The sequence below is a fragment of the Streptomyces sp. NPDC096311 genome (genome assembly GCF_044763085.1).
Lineage (GTDB): Bacteria > Actinomycetota > Actinomycetes > Streptomycetales > Streptomycetaceae > Streptomyces.
Genome location: NZ_JBIWFN010000052.1, coordinates 1 through 17,241 on the forward strand (window position 1 = coordinate 1; position 17,241 = coordinate 17,241).

15 protein-coding genes and 1 pseudogene are annotated in these 17,241 nt (G+C 67.1%); 7 read left to right on the plus strand and 9 right to left on the minus strand.

Annotated elements, in window-relative coordinates; genetic code table 11:
- Positions 1-267 precede the first annotated feature (267 nt).
- Complete coding sequence (locus ACIRA5_RS52980) at positions 268-1,344, minus strand: IS110 family transposase (protein ID WP_403705760.1); 1,077 nt, start codon at positions 1,342-1,344, stop codon at positions 268-270.
- 464 nt (positions 1,345-1,808) lie between these two features.
- Here ACIRA5_RS52980 and ACIRA5_RS52985 point away from each other — a divergent pair.
- Positions 1,809-3,052: pseudogene (locus tag ACIRA5_RS52985) on the plus strand (IS110 family transposase).
- A 399-nt stretch (positions 3,053-3,451) separates the two neighbouring features.
- Here the strand turns inward: ACIRA5_RS52985 and ACIRA5_RS52990 are convergent.
- The 4 genes from ACIRA5_RS52990 to ACIRA5_RS53005 form a co-directional block, all read right to left on the minus strand.
- The gene (locus ACIRA5_RS52990) at positions 3,452-3,760 is read right to left on the minus strand and encodes a hypothetical protein (RefSeq protein WP_403705718.1); all 309 of its coding nucleotides are present in this window, start codon (positions 3,758-3,760) and stop codon (positions 3,452-3,454) included.
- 557 nt (positions 3,761-4,317) lie between these two features.
- The gene (locus ACIRA5_RS52995) at positions 4,318-4,731 is read right to left on the minus strand and encodes a hypothetical protein (RefSeq protein WP_403705721.1); all 414 of its coding nucleotides are present in this window, start codon (positions 4,729-4,731) and stop codon (positions 4,318-4,320) included.
- Between the two features lie 180 nt (positions 4,732-4,911).
- A complete protein-coding gene (locus ACIRA5_RS53000; protein WP_403705724.1) occupies positions 4,912-5,715 on the minus strand; it encodes a lysostaphin resistance A-like protein in 804 nt (267 codons plus the stop codon).
- Between the two features lie 20 nt (positions 5,716-5,735).
- Positions 5,736-7,589, minus strand: coding sequence for a DHH family phosphoesterase (locus ACIRA5_RS53005; RefSeq protein ID WP_403705727.1), 1,854 nt, complete (start codon positions 7,587-7,589; stop codon positions 5,736-5,738).
- 208 nt (positions 7,590-7,797) lie between these two features.
- Here ACIRA5_RS53005 and ACIRA5_RS53010 point away from each other — a divergent pair, with 208 nt between their 5' ends.
- Positions 7,798-8,136: an Lsr2 family protein gene (locus ACIRA5_RS53010; RefSeq protein WP_403705730.1), complete on the plus strand. Its 339-nt coding sequence runs from the start codon at positions 7,798-7,800 to the stop codon at positions 8,134-8,136.
- Between the two features lie 92 nt (positions 8,137-8,228).
- Here ACIRA5_RS53010 and ACIRA5_RS53015 read toward each other — a convergent pair whose 3' ends face one another.
- Both ACIRA5_RS53015 and ACIRA5_RS53020 read right to left on the minus strand, forming a co-directional pair.
- Positions 8,229-8,723 carry an SLOG family protein gene (locus ACIRA5_RS53015; protein ID WP_403705733.1) on the minus strand — a complete coding sequence of 165 codons (495 nt, stop codon included), beginning with the start codon at positions 8,721-8,723 and terminating at the stop codon, positions 8,229-8,231.
- A 111-nt stretch (positions 8,724-8,834) separates the two neighbouring features.
- The gene (locus ACIRA5_RS53020; protein WP_403705736.1) at positions 8,835-9,140 is read right to left on the minus strand and encodes a hypothetical protein; all 306 of its coding nucleotides are present in this window, start codon (positions 9,138-9,140) and stop codon (positions 8,835-8,837) included.
- A 2,075-nt stretch (positions 9,141-11,215) separates the two neighbouring features.
- On the opposite strand from ACIRA5_RS53020, the gene ACIRA5_RS53025 reads away from it, so the two are divergent.
- From ACIRA5_RS53025 to ACIRA5_RS53045, 5 genes are all read left to right on the plus strand, one after another.
- Positions 11,216-11,644: a hypothetical protein gene (locus ACIRA5_RS53025; protein ID WP_403705739.1), complete on the plus strand. Its 429-nt coding sequence runs from the start codon at positions 11,216-11,218 to the stop codon at positions 11,642-11,644.
- A gap of 58 nt (positions 11,645-11,702) precedes the next feature.
- The gene (locus ACIRA5_RS53030) at positions 11,703-13,001 is read left to right on the plus strand and encodes a hypothetical protein (RefSeq protein WP_403705742.1); all 1,299 of its coding nucleotides are present in this window, start codon (positions 11,703-11,705) and stop codon (positions 12,999-13,001) included.
- Positions 13,002-13,211: 210 nt separating this feature from the next.
- On the plus strand, positions 13,212-14,426 hold the full coding sequence (locus ACIRA5_RS53035; protein WP_403705745.1) for a recombinase family protein: 1,215 nt from the start codon (positions 13,212-13,214) through the stop codon (positions 14,424-14,426).
- Positions 14,423-14,815, plus strand: coding sequence for a hypothetical protein (locus tag ACIRA5_RS53040; RefSeq protein WP_403705748.1), 393 nt, complete (start codon positions 14,423-14,425; stop codon positions 14,813-14,815). The genes ACIRA5_RS53035 and ACIRA5_RS53040 overlap by 4 nt, the downstream gene beginning before the upstream one ends.
- Before the next feature lie 133 nt (positions 14,816-14,948).
- Positions 14,949-15,707: an N-6 DNA methylase gene (locus ACIRA5_RS53045; protein ID WP_403705751.1), complete on the plus strand. Its 759-nt coding sequence runs from the start codon at positions 14,949-14,951 to the stop codon at positions 15,705-15,707.
- A gap of 282 nt (positions 15,708-15,989) precedes the next feature.
- Here the strand turns inward: ACIRA5_RS53045 and ACIRA5_RS53050 are convergent, their stop codons facing one another.
- Both ACIRA5_RS53050 and ACIRA5_RS53055 read right to left on the minus strand, forming a co-directional pair.
- The gene (locus tag ACIRA5_RS53050; protein ID WP_403705754.1) at positions 15,990-16,847 is read right to left on the minus strand and encodes a hypothetical protein; all 858 of its coding nucleotides are present in this window, start codon (positions 16,845-16,847) and stop codon (positions 15,990-15,992) included.
- Positions 16,834-17,241 (minus strand): hypothetical protein (locus tag ACIRA5_RS53055; RefSeq protein ID WP_403705757.1); only part of this gene is annotated, 408 nt, incomplete at its 5' end. The genes ACIRA5_RS53055 and ACIRA5_RS53050, both read right to left, overlap by 14 nt.

A 17,241-nucleotide genomic window follows, 5' to 3' on the forward strand; every position in this document is an offset into this window, starting at 1 on the left:
GGCATCCGAGCGTGTACCACGTGACGTGGTACACCCGTTCTTCCAGGTCAGAGCGGGAATTTCGGGAATTCAAGAGCAGGCTGTACCACGTGGCATTTTCCACGTGGTACAGGCGTTTTACCAGGTCAGGCAGTGTTTATATACCCCCCCGTACCACTTGTACCAGGAAATGGAGACCAGATACACGCGCAGGGGGGATAAGAGAGCAGACTGGCGAGCTGGGACTGGAGCTGCCCGAATCACCCCCCCCGAGGCTGCTATATCGCGTCAAGCCGCTTGAGCGAGATTCTCGGAGTTCGTGCCAGCGTCTCGGTCGGAGCGTTCGAGGATCTTGAAGAGCTGTCGGCAGATGGCTCGCTTGAGGCAGCGTTGCGCGTCGCGGGAGGTCTTGCCCTCGGCGACTCTGCGGGCGACGTACCCCTTCGTGGTCGGGTCGAGCCGCATCCGGATCAGCGAGATGGTGTGCAGGGCCCGGTTGAGCTGCCGGTCGCCGCTGCGGTTGAGCCGGTGCCGGTTGGTCAGCCCGGAGGAGGCGGGTATTGGAGCGACTCCGGCGAAGGACGCGAAGGCTGCCTCGGACCGGAATCGGCCGGGATGCGACCAGCTGACCAGGATCTGGGTAGCGGTGATCGGCCCGACACCGAGCAGGCCCAGGAGCTCGAGTGCCACCTCGCGGACCAAGGCCAGCATCTCGCCCTCGAGTTCTTTCGCCTCGGCCTGAAGGGCCTGGATGCGCTGGGCAGTGGATCGCAGGGCCCGCACCGTCATGCGGTGTTCGACGTCCTGTGTCGGGCGGTCCCGCAACTGGGCACAGCGGGCGATCTGGGCCGGCCGCTTGAGCTTCCGCAGCTCGGCGCGCAGGCCGTCCGGCGCGGACACGATCAATGACTTGAGCTGGTTGATCGCGGCGGTGGAGGCGAGGACGGCTCCGTGACGAGTGGCGAGCAGGACACGCAACGCCTCGCGCTCGCCGCGGAGCCGTGGCTGGATCAGGTGCTCGGTAACCAGAGCTTCCTTGGCCGCACGGATCGCATCGATCATGTCGGTCTTTCGCCCGCCGCGGACGGCGGGCCGCTTGGGCCGACAGACCTCCACGACGTGCTCGCCGGCCTGGTCGAGGAAGGCGGCGAGGCCGGCGCCGTAGCTGCCGATGCCTTCCAGCGCCCAGCAGCGGCGGCCGGGGATGTGCTTGCGGGCGAAGTCCAGCAGCCGCTGGTAGCCGCGGGCGTTGGCGGGGGCGTCGGTGCTGGACAGGACGGCGCCGATGGGGCTGACGGCTGCGGCGGCGAGGGTGTCTCGGTGGGTGTCGACGCCGATGACGCCGTCGACCTGTTCTGCGAGCATGGTCACGCGGTTGTTCTCCTTCAAGGGCGGGACGGCCGTGGTCGGCGTCGGCCTGGGTGGAGTCACCGCGTGGCAGAACTGTGATGAGTCACGTCGAGATGGCGGACAAGCTGCTGATCAAGCCAACGGGGTGGGCCAGGCCGACGTCGACGTCCGGCAGACATCTCGGGGGCACGACAAGCTCTGACGAGCCGTCAGTTACCTTGTGAGTCATGCCGGATCGTCGGCGCCGATCCTGACAGCAGCCCAACCCGGGCCGCAGTTCTACTCTCACAGTTACCTTTTAGACGGCCTCGATCATGAGGCTCCCGGCCTTCTGGCCCGGCATGACTTTTGCCCCCTGTCGACCATGACCCGGGGGGTGGTGTCACCGGGTCGGGAGGCGCCGGTAGATCGCTAATAGGGGCAGGAGCGCCGGTCCGCTGGCAACGCTCTTCGTAACGTGGTTGCCGGATGTCGGCGCCATGCCTTGGCCGGGAAGACAAGACCCTCCCAGGAGGAGCGAAGTGATCGACACCCGCGACGTGGCCGTGTTCCTCGGCCTCGACGTCGGCAAGGGCGAACACCATGCCACCGGCCTCACACCGGACGGCAAGAGTGTCGTCGACAAGCCGCTGCCGAACAGCGAGCCGAAGATGCGGGCCATGCTCGACAAGCTCACGGCCAAGTACGGCCGGGTCCTGGTCGTCGTGGACCAGCCCGCCTCGATCGGCGCCCTGCCGCTGGCCGTCGCCCGCGCCGCCGGCTGCGAGGTGGCCTACCTTCCCGGCCTGACGATGCGGCGGATCGCAGACCTCTATCCCGGCGAGGGCAAGACCGACGCACGCGACGCGGCGATCATCGCGGCGCCCGGACCATGCCCCACACCCTCCGCTCCATCGAGCTGGACGACGAGACCATCGCCGAACTCCACATGATCGTGGGCTTCGACGACGACCTCGCCGGCGAGGTCACCCGGGTCGCCAACCGGCTGCGCGGCCTGCTCACCCAGATCCACCCGCACCTCGAACGGGTCCTGGGGCCACGCATCCAGCACCCGGCCGTGCTCACCCTGCTGGAACAGTTCGGCTCGCCGGGCGCGATCCGCAAGGCCGGCCGACGGCGCCTGATCACACTGCTGCGGCCAAAGGCGCCCAGGATGGCCGAGCGCCTTGTCGAAGACATCTTCACCGCGCTCGACGAGCAGACTGTCGTCGTCACGGGCACCGACGCGGCCGCGGTGATCGTGCCCAAGCTCGCGAAGAACCTCGCCGCTCTGCTCGACCAGCGCAAGGAACTCGCCTCGGATATCGAGGAGTTGCTTACCTCGCACCCTCTTTCCGAGCTCCTGACGTCGATGCCGGGGATAGGCGTCAGGACCGGAGCCAGGATCCTCATCGACGTCGGCGACGGATCCGCCTTCCCCACCGCCGGACACCTCGCCGCCTATGCCGGACTCGCCCCGGTAACCCGGAGATCCGGGTCCTCGATCCGCGGCCAGAGCCCGTCCCGCAGAGGCAACAAGCACCTCAAACGGGCCTTCTTCCTGGCCGCATTCGCCTCGCTGTCCGACCCGGCCTCCCGGGCCTACTACGAGCGCAAGAAGGCCGAGGGCAAGCGGCACAAGCAGGCCCTGATGTGTCTCGCCCGCCGCCGCGTCGACGTGCTCTTCGCGATGCTCCGCGACGGCACGTTCTTCGAACCTCAAGCCGTCCCCCAAGCCGCCTGAAACATCACCAATCAACCGACCCGCCCCTTGACGAAAGAGATAGGGGCACCCCCCCGAACACGTCCCCTATGTAAACGGTCAAAAAAACGTGGTACTCGTGGTCCAACGACGGGAAACGCTCGTTGACCAGGCAAAACGTCGTACCACGTCGGCGCTCCCACGTGGTACGCCCTATGCGGGAAAGAGCCTCGCGGTACAGGTGTTCGCCCAGGTCAGACGCTGTTTTCTGGGGTGTACCACGCCTCGTGGTACAGCTGGCAGCTCGATACACCCCCTGGCGACCAAGTCGAGGCGGACTGTCCCGTGACAGCGAACCTGGACCGGTTGCCATCGAAGTTGGACCGAATGCAGTTCGTGACAGCAAAGATGGACCACTGCGGACACCGCATGGTTTGCGCGTCAAGCTGTGGGGGCGAGGCCGCTGTTGACGATGCGGGTCCAGAGGGTGTGGTGCCACTCGTTGGCCTCGGGGGCGGGCTCAGTGGTCAGGACCGGATTCGGGCCTGTCTCGATGAGGTGCAGCAGGGTCCAGGCGACGCCGTAGCAATCGTCCGGGCCGAAGCAGGCGACCAGTGCCCGGGCCTCCTCGCCAGTGACGGGCTTGGCGATGGCTTCGAGCTGGTCGCAGCGCCGGTCGATCTCCTCTCCGTCGGCGTCCCAGTCGGGAAGAGGGCCATTGGCCACGAACGCCTGTACTTCTGGTCTCATCCCGGCATGATCGACCGCAGTTGGTGGCCGAGACAAGGTGGCTCCGCTGCCTATGGCTGAGCAGTGGCTGTGGGCAAGGCGGCTGTCTCGCCTCTTTCAGCTGGCAGCAGTGCAGCGGTCCGTCTCCACTGTCACGAACTGCGTTCGGTCCAACTTCGATGGCAACCGATCCAGATTCACTGTCACAGGACACGGACTTCCACGCCGAGCCGCCGTACGGCTCTCAGGCGGCGCGGCCGAGCCTCAACGGGACCGGAAGCCACATGGAACATCCTCGGCCTCCTGAGGCTCGCAGAAGGCTGCTGACGCATCCTCCGGGTACGAGTCGGAACTCTGTCCGAGTCGTCTATCCATGAGGCTCCACTCGATGCGATAGGGCATTGGGCTAACATCCACTGCTCATTGCGAGTGATCCACGACAGCTGCTATCGTTGACGCCAGGTGATCGATGTTGCACTGGAACGTGAAAACAGAGAGGCCGGAGAGCATCCCCGTGGGAAGGGAGCTCTCCGGCCTCTTTGCATGTGCTGATGAGTGCGAGGCGTGGATGGCGCGAATCACCCAGGGGTGACCGTGCTCCAGCCTCGCTGGTATCCAGCATGGGGGGACTCGGGACTGCGGCTACGGGATCGCCCGTCCGCTTCGACGACGTAGAGGATCTCGTAGGAAATCGTGGTGTTGAGGTTGAGCCGGTTCCTGCTCTGGCTCTTCTTCATCGTGATCTTGCGGAAGCCGTAGACGGCCTCGGCGCGATCGAAGAACCGGCGCAGCCTCGAGTTCACGCGCTCACGGGCCTGTTCGGCCGTGACGCCCATGTCGGAGACGACGAAGACGTGCGTGTGACCGCGATCGAAGGTCGGCTTCTCACCAGTGTCGAGGTCCAGACGGATCTTCGCACGGCTGATGTCGAGCGTGTCGGGACGGACGAGCTTTCCTCGTGAGTCGTACGTGCAGGTGCTGACGATGGCCATGATGAGATCCTCTCCTCTCCTGATGAGTATGACTGAACAATTACTTTCAGTCACACCCCCGGTGACCGGATCACCCCGGTCACCACGAGCATGCCCTCCGCGCCAGGACCGGCGACTGAAAGGCCGTCAGGTCCCGCACGGAGGGCACCATCGCTTTCCAGAAGAGGCTGAGTACCTCGCTTACTGCATCGCGGACTCGCCTCCCAGCCCCTGGACTGCGCCTGGCGCAGTCCCCCCGGCGACCCGCCGGTAGAGCCCCAAGGCACAACCAGCGAAGGCCAGGCACAGGAACACCGCGGAAACGGGGTTCGCCAGAGCGCCGAGCGCCTGTGCCGGGACAAGGGCGGCAGCGAGGTTGAAGCCCAGGTGCAGGAGCACGCAGGGCCACAGCACGCGCGTGCGTTCGTAGACCAGGGCCAGGAGCACCGCCAGCGGCAGAGTCGAGGCGAACTGCACGGCGCTCCCGTGCAGCAGGCCGAACACCACAGCGGTGACCAGCGTGGAGGCGAGGATGCTTACCCGCCTACGCAGCAACGGGTAGATCAGCCCTCGGAACAGGGCCTCCTCCCCCGCGGGAGCCGCGACCAGCGTGAGCAGCAGGGTCGCCAGGGCTCCAGCCGCGTGCCTCGTCTGGTTCGACGCGTCGAAACCGGCGGACCCGACCATGACGTAGATCCACAATGCCAGTGACTGGCCGGCGAGGAAAGCCAGGACCGTGCAGCCGAGGACGGTCCACCCAATGCGTGGGACCTCCGGCCTCGGCTGCGGGGCCGGCGCATGCGCGAGCCGCCGGGGCCGGTGGATCCTCACCGAACCGACCAGGACGACGACGAGCATGTCCAGGACGGCGGTCGCAACGATCGGCTCTCCGATGAGGAGGACCGCGAAGGTGCCGAGGCCGAGGTAGACCGCGACGACGGCGAACGGCACGAGGATGCACCACCCGATGCCGAGCAGACGCGAGGTGATCGGTGAAGTCGTCAAGGTCTCCTCCTCTACGGGGCTCAAGCAGCCGCGGTGATCTGTTCGTTGATGACGGCCTGGACGCGGGTGTCACCGCGGAAGGTGTTCAGCTGCAGCGTCGCCGTGAAGCGCAGCGTCCCGAGCTCGGTGCGGCTGGCGCGCTGCACGAAGCCCCGGAGCATGTCGAACTTCTCCTCGGCGACGTTCCACCACAGGCAGGACAGGCCGGACCGGGTGACCAGACGCAGGTGCTGCGATTCGGATCCGATCCGGTCCACGCGCAGTCCCAGGGGCTCGATCGCGATCTCGACGACCGGAGCGGTGAAGCCGTGCCCGAAGGGCTTGAGTCCCTCGGTCCGGCGCACCAGCTCGAACAACGGCTGCAGGTCCTCGAGGCCGGCGTCGCAGTCGGCGTCCGGGCCGAGCACGAGATCGCCGCTCGGGCCATGGGTGCTGACGGCGAGCAGGGCGACCTGGGTGGCCTCCTGCAGCACGGCGACGAGGTCACCGAGCTTCTCGGCCTTCGCGACGCGGACGCCGCAGGCCTGCTGGTGCCCGATGGCGCTGAGACCGTCATGCGGCTCCAGGCTGGTGATGATGTCGATCCACCCCGGCGCGCGACCGGAGCCACTGACGAAATCGTCTGGGCCGGCGGGCCGGTTTACGACGACGACCGGGTGGCCGTTGAGCTCCATCATCCGGTTGGCCAGCAGCCCGTACATGCCCGGGTAGGCGTCCGAGAAGTACACCCACGGGGCCAACGGCTGGTCCCCGGTGGTGAGTTCTTCCATGTGCTCGATGACCAGCTGCTTGCGCAGCTCGTTGCTCTCGATCACCTGGTGGGCGGCCTTGAGCTTGACGTCAGCACCGGCGGCCGTGAACACCGCGAAGCACGGCTCAAGCGAGGCCCCCGTGCGCCGGGGGCTGTTCATTGCCGGGGCGAGGTAGAAGCCGAAGAAGCCCTCGTCGAGGTCGTCGACATCTCGGATCTTGCCGACCTGCGCGAAGGCCTTGAGCACGATCGCGAAGCCCTCGAAAGCCCGGAGGAAGACCGGGTGGTGCGGCTCGGTGTGCAGCAGCTGCATCAGGATCGACTGCTCGACGTCAATGGCATCGGGATCAGCGTCGAACCCACCCCAGGGATTGGGGATCGTCTTCGGCGCGGCGACGCGCAGCAGGCGGGCGATCGAGATCGCATCGCGCACCAGCTGGCGGTTCTCATACAGCACGGGCATGACGTCGGAGACGGTGCCCAGGCCGGCGAACAGACGCAGCAAGTGGATCTCCCAGAACTTCTCGGGCCGGTGCACGCGGGCGTAGGCATCGATCACTTGGTAGAGCACGTGCGCACCACAGATCCCGGTGTGGGCGTAGGTCTCGTCGATCCGGCACGGGTCGACGGTGACGTCCGCAGTCGAGCCCGGCGCGAGCTCCTCGTGGTGATCGGTCACCAGCGTGTTCCAGCCCAGGGCACGCGCGGCGGCGATACCGCGGTGGGAGTTCACTCCCCCGTCGCAGGTGAGCAGGACCCGCGTGTCGGGCCACTTCGCGTGGATCTCGGCGATGTCCTCGGGCGCAAGCTCGTGACCGCGGCGGTAGTCGGGCAGGTGTAGCTCGACGTCGAAGCCGAGCTCGGCCAGGCCGGCGTAGCCGAGGACGCCGGAGGAGATGCCGTCCATGTCGAAATCGGGGGCGATGGTGATCTTCTTGCCCGTGGTCCGGGCGTCATGGAGGGCCTCGGCCATCTCGGCCAGGTCCAGGAGCTCGTCGTGCTCGGTGGACTCGATCTCCTTCAGGTACTGATCCGACCAGCCACGGCGCTGGCACAGCAGCGTGAAGAGGTCAGTGTCCTCGTCGGCGAGCGAATGGTTGTCGACGGTATGGAGCGTGGACATGGCGGGGACCTCTCGATCAGGGTTGCTGGTCGGTGGAGAACGGGGTATGTGACACCCCTCATGATGCTGTGATTTTAGCAGTGACATTCACCAATCCTGCTCGTTTAGCAGTACTCTTGAGTCTCATTCGGACCCCAAATGACACACTTATCTCGAATAGCTGCGACAGACTTTCCAAGGTCCTTGCGAATCAGCTACTCTCGCCGGTATGGCCATTCGAAGCATTGTCGAGTCAGATCTCAGTGGTAAGCCGGATGCGGCTACAGCGACGTTCGGCTTGGGTGATACCTGGTACGAAATCGATCTCACTGCTGAGGAGCAGAAGAAGCTTGAGGACGCGCTGAAGCCGTACCTGAAGGTCGGCCGGAAAGCCGCGAAGACAACTCCGGTCAAGAAGCGAGTCGTACCCGAGACGACTCCCGAGGAGCGTGACAAGATCCGCGAGTGGGCCAAGAAGGAGGGCTACGAGTTCGCGGAGCGGGGGCGCATCCCGAAGGCAGTCATGAAGGCCTACGACGAGGCGCACGACATCGATCGGAGCAAGTAGCGCTTGCCGAGCCTGGTGTTTGCCTCCCGGCCGACTTCTCCCATCCGACCTTGAAGGGCCCTGCAGCACGCTGCAGGGCCCTTCGTGTGTCTTCAGAACAGTGGCAGTGACGGATGGATCACGGTGGCCGTCTCGATCCGCGCGGCTCGCGCGCGATCACGGCAGTGAATGGCGCCGTGCGAGAAGTGCCCCGGCGTATGCGGCATGAGCTGCTCCTGGTCTCGCTGCGGGCATCCGGGCTTCTGGCAGAGGTCGAGGAAGGCCGTGCACAGCACCTGAGCCCCGGCCTCGCGGAACGCCTGGGCCGCGTCGACCATCTCCTGGTTGCGCTGGAAGCCGGCCCGCTTCCTATGAGCCGACCAGTCGGCGGGGAAGGTGCGGATCTCGAAGCCGGCGGCCCGCCACAGGCGCTCGGCCATGGCGTCGGCTCCCTTGGGGCAGTGGCCCGAGAGGAGCACCGGCCGGGTGACGTTCTTGGGACCCCAGTCGCGCCAGGCGTCGTTGAACGTCTCACGCATGCTCTTCTCGTCGTTCCAGGTGCGGGAACCGGTGACGAGGACGACGTGCGAGAACGATTCTGGAATCATTTCAGCAATCATTCGAGTCTCCTCTCCTTGTGACTCGGCGGTCTCCACAGCTGGAGTCGAGAGCTGTGGCCACGATGTCTGGACAGGCACGGCGGCCTGCATGTCGCTGGCTCATACCGGCCGGCTGGTGCCGGGCTCGATGATGGCCAGGCCCTTCTCCCGGTGGAACTCGACGCGGATCTGATCCTCATCACACATCGGCAGGAGGTGGACGGTGTACATCCCGTCATTGCCGCGGGAGACGTGCGCGGTGATGACGGTGCCGTTCTCGCCGTTGGTGAAGTCGACGTTGCCGATGTCCCCGGCTTCGTCGGAGCGCATCACCTCGGCGACGGCTTCGCTGTTCGGTTGCCACAACTTCGGCTCGTAGCGGGTTCCGGAGTCGTAGGGCGAGATTTCGGGCTGGGAATGCGTCACGGTGGCGACTCTTCGTGGACTCGGGTGCGGGTGGCGACCATCGAGTGCGGACCCCGGTGGTGTCCGTGTGATCTCGATGTTCGACCAAGCTCCCGTGCCAGCTTTGCTGGCTGACGACCCGGAAGATCTCGCTGGCGTGATCTGCTCCCGGACGGATCGCGCAGCGAGCCTTCGCACGGGTCGTCGCTTCCCGCCTGCGCCAGGCGATCCACCACTGCTGCACCCTTTGCTGCTGTCCGCATCTGTGGACAACTGCAGCGGGGCAGTGGTGGGGATTCGTCTCTCAAGCGCAGCGCTGGGCATAGCCGGAGGGAGCGTCAGCGACCGACGGACCGGCGAGCGAAGCGAGCGGTGGAACCCGTCGGCTATGCCGACTGACACGTCCTCGGAGCGCAGCGGAGAGGCCGAGCGAAGCGAGGGTCCGCAGGACACGTGTTATCAGGTTCCCTTATGCCCTTTTCTTCCTTGTCGTCGTCCTCGCTGTTCCACGGCTGGAGCGTTAGCGGAAGCCTGGAACATCAGGGGAAACGGTCCGTACCCTCTGGACCCGTACCCCTCCCCTTCTTCCGCGTAGCGGGGGTACGGGTCTGGCTGTTTCGCCTGGTCATTGCACCTTTTGGCTGTACTGCTGTTTTGCCGTCCGCGATACGGCCGTACCCCCACGCTGATCCGTCCTCGTGAGGCACGAGCGAGGCGGGGGTACGGGTCTGCTCCCGACGGGGCGCAGCCCCGGTTCATCGCCCTGCTGCCGCCGGCGGCACAGCCCTCGCCGCGCAGCGGATCCGGCCTCTCGCGACGCCGTCGCTCCGGCTGTGGACAACGCTCGGCTCCACCGCTCGCTGCGGCGGCGCAGCCGGCCTCGCTCCGTCGCGTTGTGCTGGCTGCACCGACGTGGATTCACCTCGCTCCGGTGCTGCCGCGGCAGCGTGCCAGCACTTTATGCACCGCGTCCGAGGCGGGCGTTCTGCACTGTGTCGACGACGCGCGTTCCGGCCCCGGGCTGTGCTCCGTCTCGCGCTTGCGCGGCGAGTCCGGGGTGGTCCCCCGTGGACGCATCGGAAGAAGAGAGACTCGACTGCTGCGACCAGCTGCCAATCGGGCACGGCGAGCAGCTCCAGCGTCATCGGGCCGTTGTCGTCTTCCTCCAGGGGCTGCTTCCGCAGCAAATGCCTCTGCTCTTCCTCTACCCCACGGGCCTTTGCTGCGGAAGCATCGCTTCCGCGCCTTCTCCGTCTGCTCTCCTCCGCGTGCCCACGACGGCCCGATGACACCCCTGCACCGGCCGTCGCAACAGCACTGCTCCGGTGGCACGCCGCCGGCGGTTCCGGTCTCGCTCTGCCGGCCGTCCGCGGCTGGTCCGCCGTGCCCGCCGGCGGGCTTCGACAAGGGGGTGCAGTCAGGCTTCCCGGCCCCACGGGACTGCCGTGAAACGGCGTCTCCCCCGTGTCTCTTAGGCGACTCATCGGGACACTCCCGAGACGCGACAGGGACGCCGATAAGACGCCGACTGATTGCAGTGAGCTTCTCAGAGTCCCGTGCGTGTCCCCCTGGTGTCTCGACCGCGCTCCGGCTGTGCTGCTCCGGCGTCGCCCCCGATGCTCTTTGAGGACTCACCTGTGCAGGGGTGCCGGGTGGCGTCTCCCAAGAGACACAGACGGGACGCCGTAGGTACTCCAATGCGGCCTTCTTGGATCACTGCCGGTACGGCGGGCGTCTCGGAGGCGTCCTGCGTGAGCACCCATGGGGTCGCAGGTGGGGCGCAGAAGCGCATGGCTTCGGCGGCCTGCGCGCGGTCGCCCCACCTGGAGGCGCCGAGGTGTCTCGCAAGTGTCCCTGTCGGTACTCGATAGGGACTCGCATGACACCTTCCCGGCGTATCGAATGGGACTTGCATAGGACTCGATAGGGACACTAGAGTGAACTCGGACTCGAGAGGAAACACGAGGGGTGGTGAGTCCATGTGACAGAGCGAGAGACATCCGGCGAACGACCGGATGAAGTGCAGGAGCGAGTGGCAGAGCGAGGTGAGTGCAATGGCGAGTCATCCGGGTGAACCTCGCAAGGTCCGCTGGACCGTGCCCGCTGCCGACACCTCGGTGATCGAGTGGCTCAATGAGCAGGCGGACATCTCGCAGTCGCTGCGACAGCTCATTCGGGAGTCCATTCAGCGCGACGGATACATCGACGTCTTCTACAAGCCCGTCGAGCAGCTGCCGCGGCGCGGCCGGCCGCCGCTGGAGAGCACCGAGCAGCACGAGGACGACGAGGCCGCAACCGATCGCCGTCCGGCCGCCAGGCCGGTTCAGCCGCAGCCTCAGCCCGTGGTCACCGACCAGGCCGACGCCGTCGTCGAGAAGACAGCACCAGCGCCGGTAGCCCGGCCCGAGCCGGTTCCCGCACCGGTTGAAACGGCCGAGGAGCCCGCGGCAAGCGCCCCCAGCGCACCGCCGGAGCCGCCGAAGCAGGCATCCATCGACGAAATCATGGCGAGTACTCGGCGCTGAGTGACGCGGTGAATTTCATTTTCCAGGCAGACAACACAGACACCGAGGGACCGAATTCATGAGCGCCAACAGCAACGACACCATTACTCTCACCGGCGGCATCGACGTCGGCAACGGCTACGTCAAGGGCGTCATCCAGAACACCAAGCGCGGGATTTTCGACGAGATCGATCTGCCCAGCGCGGTCGTCTCGACCTCTCGCACCTCGCCGAAGGTGCCGCTCCCCGACGCGGATGCGGCCTCCGTACTGGCCGGCGACTTCTACAACCAGATCGACTGCTCGCTCACCACTCCCCTGGTGGCGGCGTCGGACCGCCGGATCTTCGGCCGCGCAGCGCTGTCTGTGCGTGGCTCGAAGTTCACCGAGTTCGAGGTGTTGGGTAAGCACTCCAAGGCCGATCAGGAGTTGAGCAAAGTTCTGGTCCTGGGTGTCTTCGCCGCGAAGGCCCTGCGCGACCACGTCCGCGAGAACGGCGCGCTGCCCGATCACGAGCTGCGCGTGCAGGTGCGCGCCGGCCTGGCGTTGCCGATCTCCGAGTTCGTCGCGCGCCGTCACGCCTACGCCGCCGAGTTCATCGGTCTGCTGGGCAGCGCGGATCCGACGGTGCACCTGGTGACGATCAAAAACTTCAGCACTCCCGTCTCGGTGCGTCTGCAGTTCGTCAACGTCCAGGTGATGGCCGAGGGTGCCTCCGCGCAGTTCGCCATCACCGACAAGGGCGAGCCGCTCGCACAGGCCCTGCTCGATGATCTGCGCACTCGCGATGCCTCCCTCGTGGAGGGCGTCTCGGCCTCCGATCTGGTGGCGGTGCAGAACACCATCGGCGTCGACGTCGGCGAGGGCACCGTGAACTTCCCGGTCTTCACCGACGGCCGGTTCAACCCCGAGGCGGCCGCCACCCTCGACGAGGGCTACGGCACCGCGCTGATGAACGCCATGGAGCGCATGAGCGAGTCGGACGCCACGCTGCTGTTCTCCTCGCGCAAGCAGCTGGCCGACTTCCTCCACGCGGAGCCGTCGGTGCTGGTGAAGAACCGTCACCAGCGCGCCGCCGGCTTCGTCGAGGACGAGGCCAGCTACCTGGTCGACGAGATCGTCTCCTCCTTCGGTGACGTCCTCTCCCAGGCCGGCGCGACGACCGAGGTCGTCTACGTCTACGGCGGCGGCTCGGGCCCGATCAAGCACCTGCTGCACCCGGCGCTGCTGAAGGCCGCGGGCGATGTGCCCGTGCTCTACCTCGACTCGAGCTACTCGCGGCACCTGAACCGCGAGGGCCTGTACATCGCGGCGCGCCACGTCGAGCAGCAGGCCCTCGCTGCGAAGCCCGCGGGCAAGCGCAGTAACGAGGTTGCCTGATGTGAGAGGCACTGGAGAACTCCTACGGCCGACGGCATGGGCAACCAGCGCGGCCAGTGCGCGCGAGCCCGCGATGAAGCCGACGTGCGCGAGGCCTGGTGCAAGAAGGCCGTCACCCTCCACAACGAGCACGCCGCACGGTGAACACCCCCCGGGGGCCGCCGGGCCCCAGCAGAGCACCACTGTCCGCTCCGAGTCCGTAGGAACGTCATGACCAACCCGTTCGCCCCGCCCATTGACCTCAGCCATCTGCCGAACTACCGGCAGGCCGACACACGTCCTCGCCGCGCGGTGTTCCTCGGCCGTGTCTCCACCAAGGACCGGCAGCTTCCCGCCTCGTCCATCCCGCGGCAGGTCGTCCTCGCCGCCGAAAGCCTCGACCCGGGTGAAGAGTTCGTAGCGCACTTCTGGGATGTCGAGTCCGGGATGTTGCCCACGCACTTGAGGGGCCTGGGACCACAGGAGATGTACGACGGGCTCGGTGTACCAACGCCCCGGGACGGCGGCCTCCAGGACCTCGTGGACCGCGCAGAGCAGATGGGCGTCACGCACGTCCTGGCCGAGCGGTCCGACCGCGTGGCACGTGCCATGCTGACCAGCCTCACCGTGGAGCACGAGCTGGAGCGCCTCGGGGCAGAGGTGATCTACGCCAACGAGCCGACGGGCGGCACCGAGTCCGGCCGGCTGCGCACCCGCAGGTACGGGCAGGCCGAGGCAGAGATCTACCGCGCGACAATGATCGAGATGTCGATGGGCGGCCAGTACCAGCATGCAATCGGCGGCTGGAACCACGGCTACCCGCCCTACCCCTACGTCGCGGTGGTCGACAAGGACGCCCCAGTAGGGGGGCAGGGCCGGTTCGGTGAGATGCGGCCGAAGAAGAAGCTTGTTCCGCACCCCGACGAACGCCGGTTCGGCGCCGCCCGGGAGGTGTGCCGCCTCCGGCGCGAGGAGCACCTGAAGGGCCCGGACATCGTCGCGATCCTCAAGGCGGAGCCCGACCGGTACCCGATCGAGGGCGAGTGGACCTACAACAGGGTCGAGGGTCTGGTCGCGAACCCGAAGCTGACCGGATATCAGGTGTACAACCGGCGGGCGAACCGCACCGGCCGCGCCGGGTTCTCGCGGCGCAACCCCATTTCCCAGTGGGTGTGGTCGCCGAAAATCGTGCACAAGCCGGTGGTGAGCCTGGAGGAGTGGATGCAGGCCCAGGAGGTCACCGCGGGACTGCGCGCGGGCGTCGAAGGCGGCCCGCTGCTGCGGGTCCGGGCCGCGGCCTCCAGGCTCGGGCTGACCGTCACCGCGGTCAGCAGCAACGCCACGCACACGCTGTACCGGATCGGGAACCGGCAGATCGTCCTGCCCGCGCCGGTCCCGGAAGCACTCGTCCAGCAGGTCATCGAGGACTTGGGGAGCGCGGCGTGAGCGAGACCATCGAGGGCCAGACCCACCGGCGCGGCCGGACCTGGGTGCCGCACCTTGCCGAGCACGGGGTGTACGCACACGGGCGGACGCTGAGGGCGACGGAGGCGAACGCCGTGGAGGGGCTCGAACTCGTCGGCGTGAGGGCAGAGGTCACGCTCATCCCGGTGACACCGGAGCTGGAGGCGCTCCGGGCCGCCGACGACGCACGCGAACAGGCCCTGCGCGCCGCGGTGCACGCCCTGGCTCTGCGGCGTACCACGCGGCGTGACATCGCCTTGGCAACACGGGCACCGGCCTGGCAGGTGAAACAGGTCCTCGCCGAGCAGGCGAAGAAGGACGACTCACAGCCCCCTGCGGAATCAGCCAACACAGCCGAGGGCACCGTATGACTCACGGACGCCCGTACGGGTTCCTGCGGCCCGCCGCTCAGGGTTCCTGGAACCTGCAGGTCTTTCCTTTCGATCCGGAGGTCCACCGCGTCGTCCGGACCTCCGAGGCTCCGGCTGTTGTGGTGCCGAGCGCATGAGCGGCTACCGCGAGATCGTGAAGCTACTGGCGGCGAACACCGGCGCGAAGCGGATGAGCGAGGTCTTCGACAACTTCGTCGAGATGGCGGCGCTGGCCCTGCGCAACGCCGTGGACGTCCACGGGAGCGAGGCCTGGGAAGCCCGCGAAGGGCAGTACCTCCAGATCGCCGGCCGCTACAGCAGAACAGAGCTGGACCGCTTCGCGCACGCCCTGACGCTGGTGACCGCGGAGATGGAGCGCGAGCCCTGCGACGTACTCGGCCGCCTCTACATGGAGTTGGAGCTCGGCAACGAGCGGCTCGGCCAGTACTACACGCCCTACGACATCGCCCAGCTGATGGCCGAGATGCAGATCGACTCGGTGGTCGAGCAGGTGCAGAGGGACGGCTTCGCCAATGTGTATGAACCCAGCTGCGGCGCGGGCGCGTTCATCATCGCCCTGTCGCAGGCGATGTTGGAGCACGGCCTGAATCCGCAGACGCAGCTGCACGTGACGGCGCAAGACATAGCGCCGCAGGCCATGCACATGATCTACGTCCATCTGACGCTGCTGCACATCCCGGCGGTGGTGCGCCGTCGCAACGTCCTCACGTTGGAGACCTTCGAGTCGTGGCCCGCTCTCGCTCATGTCTTGGGCGGTTGGGGCCAGAAGCTCAGGCTGGCCCGGGCGGTCAATGGATCACGGCGGCTGATCATCGTGTCACCTCAGGAGACCACCGAAAAACCCGCTGCTGCTCTGGAGGTGCAGCGATGACGATCACGCAAGAACGAACCGATCTCTCTGACATCGAGAGCGACGACGCCCCGGCCGCGCAGCCGCCCGCCGGGTCCCGCCCGGTCGAAGCGGTCTCGCCTGCGCGGTAGCGCTGGCCGCCCCACATAATTGCGGCCCCTCGACGCGGTGTCGAGGGGCCGGCGCGTTGGTAGCGGGGGCGGACGAAAGGGTTGTCCCACAACGCCGGGTCCTCGACTCCCGCGGTCTTCGGACAGATGCCCGCCCGACGGCGACGTCACGTCGGGTGGACCGGGGTCAGGATCAGGCGGCGAAGGCGAAGTAGGTTCCCGTCGTCAGGCCGGAGAAGGTGATCAGCTGCCGGGGCTTGAGGCAGCTGAACGCGGCGTGCATCGCGATGCCGGCGGCGACGGCGTACGGCATCGTCTGCGGGATGAGCAACGCGGGCGGCAGCGCGAACTCCGCCGTGACGACCGTGGCGGCGATCAGGCGCCAGGTGCGGATGTCGCGGTCGGTGAGATTGCCCAGGTGGCGGCGTACGAGGCTGGGGACGGCGTACTGGCCGCGCCGGTGCGGGAGCTGGTCCTTGACCTGGTTGTAGGTGTGGATCCACTGGGCGAGGTAGAGGCCGCTGCGGAACTGGGGGGAGCGGAGCTTCTGCCAGGCGCTGTTCCAGTAGATGTCCGTGGTGACCAGCACGAGGAGGCACTGCGCCCAGGTGTTCGCCGTGCTCAGGCTGTGCTCGATGGTCAGGCCGTGGCCGAGGTCTCCGGCGAGCAGGAGGCAGGAGCCGGTCAACAGGGTGTACCGGACGGCGTTGGGGCTCTTGAGGTACAGGAGTTCCATGGCGGCGCCGGCCAGGACCACCAGCAGCGACAGGCGGGGTACGAGCCCGGCGGCCAGGGCGAGGACGGCGATCGTGCGGACGATCAGTGCGGGCCGGTAGACGCTGGCGAGGAGCCGGGCCCGCCGGGGGCCGAAGCGCTGTTCGGCGAGGTGGAGGCTGAGCGAGCCGACGGTTAAGCGGTCCCATCCGCCCTGGCCGAAGGTCAGGGCGAACCGGGCGGTCAGGATGGTGCCGAAGAGGATGCGGAACCACTGGAGCCGGCCGGGGTCGGTGGGGTGGGTGAAGCCGGAGGCGAGCGCGTCAAAGAACCACACGGCTGCTCACCACCTTCACGGGCTGCTCGCCGCGGGCGGACAGGACGCGGCCTGTGCCGTCGATCCGTTCGTACCGGCCGCTGCGGGTGAGGTGGTCGAGGATCGCCTGGAGCTGGGGTGGTCCGAGGATGAAGGAGCCGGGCGAGAGGTGGTCGTATACGTTGACCAGCTCGGTGCGGCCGTCCTTGGTGGTGCCGGTGAGCGTGACGATGGTGAAGGTGGCCCGGCAGAACATCTTCCAGCGCAGCCAGCGGCCGGGCAGAGGCGTGAAGCCGGTGATCATCCACGCCACCAGGCCAAGGGTGACGGCGATCTGGACAGCGGTCAGCACGGATTCGTGCATGGGTGAAGACCTCCGTGTCGGGAGGGTGAAGGTGACGGCGGCAGGCCCCGT